This window comes from Corynebacterium sp. HMSC071B10, from assembly GCF_001814825.1.
Lineage (GTDB): Bacteria > Actinomycetota > Actinomycetes > Mycobacteriales > Mycobacteriaceae > Corynebacterium.
Window position 1 is genome coordinate 1 of sequence record NZ_KV818002.1, and the last position, 3,222, is coordinate 3,222.

General features: G+C 55.6%; 3 protein-coding genes. 1 reads left to right on the forward strand and 2 read right to left on the reverse strand.

The window, feature by feature from the left end; all coding sequences use genetic code 11:
* Positions 1-363: 363 nt before the first annotated feature.
* Positions 364-768 carry a MerR family transcriptional regulator gene (locus tag HMPREF2990_RS04440; protein ID WP_005293770.1) on the reverse strand — a complete coding sequence of 135 codons (405 nt, stop codon included), beginning with the start codon at positions 766-768 and terminating at the stop codon, positions 364-366.
* A 169-nt stretch (positions 769-937) separates the two neighbouring features.
* Between HMPREF2990_RS04440 and HMPREF2990_RS04445 the strand changes: the two genes are divergently transcribed.
* Positions 938-2,497 (forward strand): SulP family inorganic anion transporter, encoded by a 1,560-nt coding sequence (locus HMPREF2990_RS04445; protein ID WP_063938611.1) that lies wholly within the window; start codon positions 938-940, stop codon positions 2,495-2,497.
* A gap of 169 nt (positions 2,498-2,666) precedes the next feature.
* On the opposite strand, the gene HMPREF2990_RS04450 is transcribed toward HMPREF2990_RS04445, so the two are convergent.
* On the reverse strand, positions 2,667-3,222 hold a 556-nt coding region (locus HMPREF2990_RS04450), incomplete at its 5' end, for a hypothetical protein (RefSeq protein ID WP_246817428.1).

Below are 3,222 nucleotides of genomic sequence, written 5' to 3' on the forward strand. Positions count from 1 at the left end.
TCGTAGGTTCGAATCCTGCCCCCGCTACCAACTTCCAAGCCCCTACCAGGAGAAACACTGGTAGGGGCTTTAGTTATTTCTCTTAAGGCGCACGTCCTGGGACTCAAATCGGGACTTTAGCGATGGCATTTTGTCACTTAAGCCGGTTTGGAAGTGATGGGGTTAAGTGACAATTTTCGATTTTGTGACCTTGGATGACTGTGTCGTTTTGAGGAGTCGTCTGCACGGATTTCAGAAGTCCTCTGTACTATCGCCATCCACTCCGGAGAGGCCGCGGGCGTTCGTCCACTTCATCTGGAACGCGATTCGACAGAGCGCATTCAATACGATGGTCTTTTTCTCCCTGCGAAGGATGGGGGCAGTTTAGGGTGCCAGGGTGTTGACCAGATCGAGGAATTCCTCAGCGTAGGCAATTTGCTTGCGTAGCTTTTCGTAGCGGGTGCGCGTCTCCTCACGAATGTCGGCAAGGGTGGCCTTGGCATTACTCCGTGCCTGCTGTGCGGTATCACTGTCCTGCCCGCCATCTGAACTATGAAGAATCTCCGCAGCTTCCAGGAATTCCCGCATCTGATCCAGAGTAAACCCCAGCGGTTTCATCCGTCGCACCAGCAAAACACGACGTACATCAGCCTCACTATAAAGCCTGAACCCACCAGGGCTACGCCCCGATGGGGTAATCAGGCCGACGTTGTCATAATAACGCAAGGTGGGAATCGACAACCCCGTCTGGTCAACGACCTCGCCGATCTTGAAATTACTGTTTTGCATTGCCTGTTCTCCTTCACGGTGATGTTGCCCACGGGTTCCTGTGCCTGGGTTGACGGTTGAGTAAAACTCCCGCTACCATGACCACCATCACCAAACCTAAAGTTACTAGAGGGTTGGATTCCTTTCGGGCGTTCGCCCAGTTACCTATCCCCTCAAAGATTGGACATCTATGACTGAAACTAGCACGGCGGCCCCCCGCCCCCTCCTGAGTCCAGACGGCGCTGATGCCCCTACCGGGATCATCGCATCCTTCCGTTACGCATTTTCTTCCCCCGCCCGTATCCGTATAGAGATTCTGGCCGGACTGGCGGTATCCCTGGCGCTGATCCCTGAGGCCATTGCCTTTTCCATCCTTGCCGGTGTTGACCCAGCCATGGGTCTGTTTTCCTCGGTAGTCATGGCCATTGCGATCGCCTTTACCGGTGGCCGCCCGGCAATGACCACCGGCGCCACCGGGGCTATTGCCCTAGTCATTGCTCCTGTGGCGCGTGGTTACGGGATGGATTATTTCATCGCCACCGTCCTGTTGGGCGGTGTCCTACAAATCGTGCTCGGCGCCCTCGGTGTGGCGAAACTTCAGCGTTTTATCCCCCGATCGGTGATGCTGGGTTTCGTCAATGCACTGGGCATTATGATTTTCACCGCCCAACTCGAACACCTCATTGATGTGCCTTGGATAGTCTACCCACTCGTCGGCTTGGGTGTGGTGATCATGATTTTCTTCCCCAAGCTCACCAGTGTGATCCCCGCCCCGCTGGTCACGATTATCGTGCTCACCGGTTTGGTCATTGCCGCCGGTTTGACTGTCCCGACGGTCTCGGACATGGGCAAGATGCCGGAGACCTTACCGTCCCTGTTTATTCCGAACGTGCCGTGGACGTTGGAGACCCTGCAGATCATCGCGCCTTATGCCCTGGCCATGGCCGTGGTCGGTCTCATGGAATCGTTGATGACCGCCAAGCTCGTCGATGACATCACCGACACTCATTCCGATAAAACTCGTGAATCCTGGGGACAGGGGGTGGCTAATATTGCCTCCGGTTTCTTCGGCGGCATGGGTGGCTGCGCGATGATCGGTCAAACCATGATCAACGTCCGCGAATCCGGGGCACGTACCCGCCTATCCACCCTGTTAGCCGGTGTGTTCCTGCTGGTCCTGGTCCTGGCACTGGGCGACATCGTTGGCATGATCCCGATGGCTGCGCTGGTGGCAATCATGATCATGGTCTCGGTCGGCACCATCGACTGGCACTCGGTGCATCCACGCACCCTTAAACTCATGCCGGTCTCTGAGACCATTGTTATGGCCGTGACGATTATTGCCACCCTAGCCACCAGCAACCTGGCCATTGGTGTGGTGTTGGGTGTGGTCACCGCGATGATCATGTTCGCCCGTCGGATGGCACATATCGCTTCCATTGAAAAGGTCTCCGAGATCGACGGCGACGGCGATGGCGAGATTGATACTCGTACCTACCGGGTGCATGGCCAGTTGTTTTGGGCATCAAGCAATGACCTGGTTTATCGCTTTGATTACACCGATTCTGCCCGTCATATCACTATTGATCTCACTGAGGCGGAGATCTGGGATGCCTCCACGGTCGCGACCTTTGACGCGATTACGCAGAAGTTCCAGGACAGAGGCAAAACCGTGTCCATTATCGGGCTCGACGGTCCCAGTCAGGACCGGCTGAACCGCCTGTCTGGCCGGCTTGGCACCGGCCACTAACATCCCCCGACTCGAGCACATCGACTTGGCGCCCCAACTTATAACCGGGGCGCCAGTTTATTGGTGCTGTTGCAAAGTTGGGGCATAGGAAGAGCATAAAAGAAGCGTAGCGGTTAACCGCTACGCTGTGTTGTGGGGATTTTTACTTTTTACGGTGCACGTGTTCTAGTTAGTGGTTCGTTTCTTTCCTCGGGTGATTGCGACGGTATTCCTCGACTAAGTGAGCAATACCCGGCGCAGCCTGGGACAACATCCAGGTCATAAGCGCTATAAGAACCCCTATGACGATAAGTGTTAACGCCAACCAGCCCAGTGTTGGGCCGATGCCGTTGGCCTCCTGGACGTGACCCCACAAGGCAGACACGCCGTCGGGTATGCCGAGCATACTTAGCAGCCCGTTCCCCAAGGCTCCGACAGCAACGAGTGCGATAGCAACGAAGAGAACACTGGCTGCAATCCACGAGGCAGACATGCAGGCCTTAATAAAGTTCGTGTTCGACTTTTCCATGTCGTCGTTGTACTTTTTGCGCTCTGCACGTATCTTCTCCAGCAGCTTTTCGTTGGACTCCTTCTCCTGGAGCAGGGCGCTGCGAGCCTTCTTAGAGGCTTCTGCTGCCTTGTGCAGGCTCTTAGGCTCTTTCGACATTGCCTCAGATACAGCTACTTCTACCAGCGGTTCCAGGCTAGAAGTCAGGCTCGAAGTCATCTGAGCGTTCAGGCTCTGG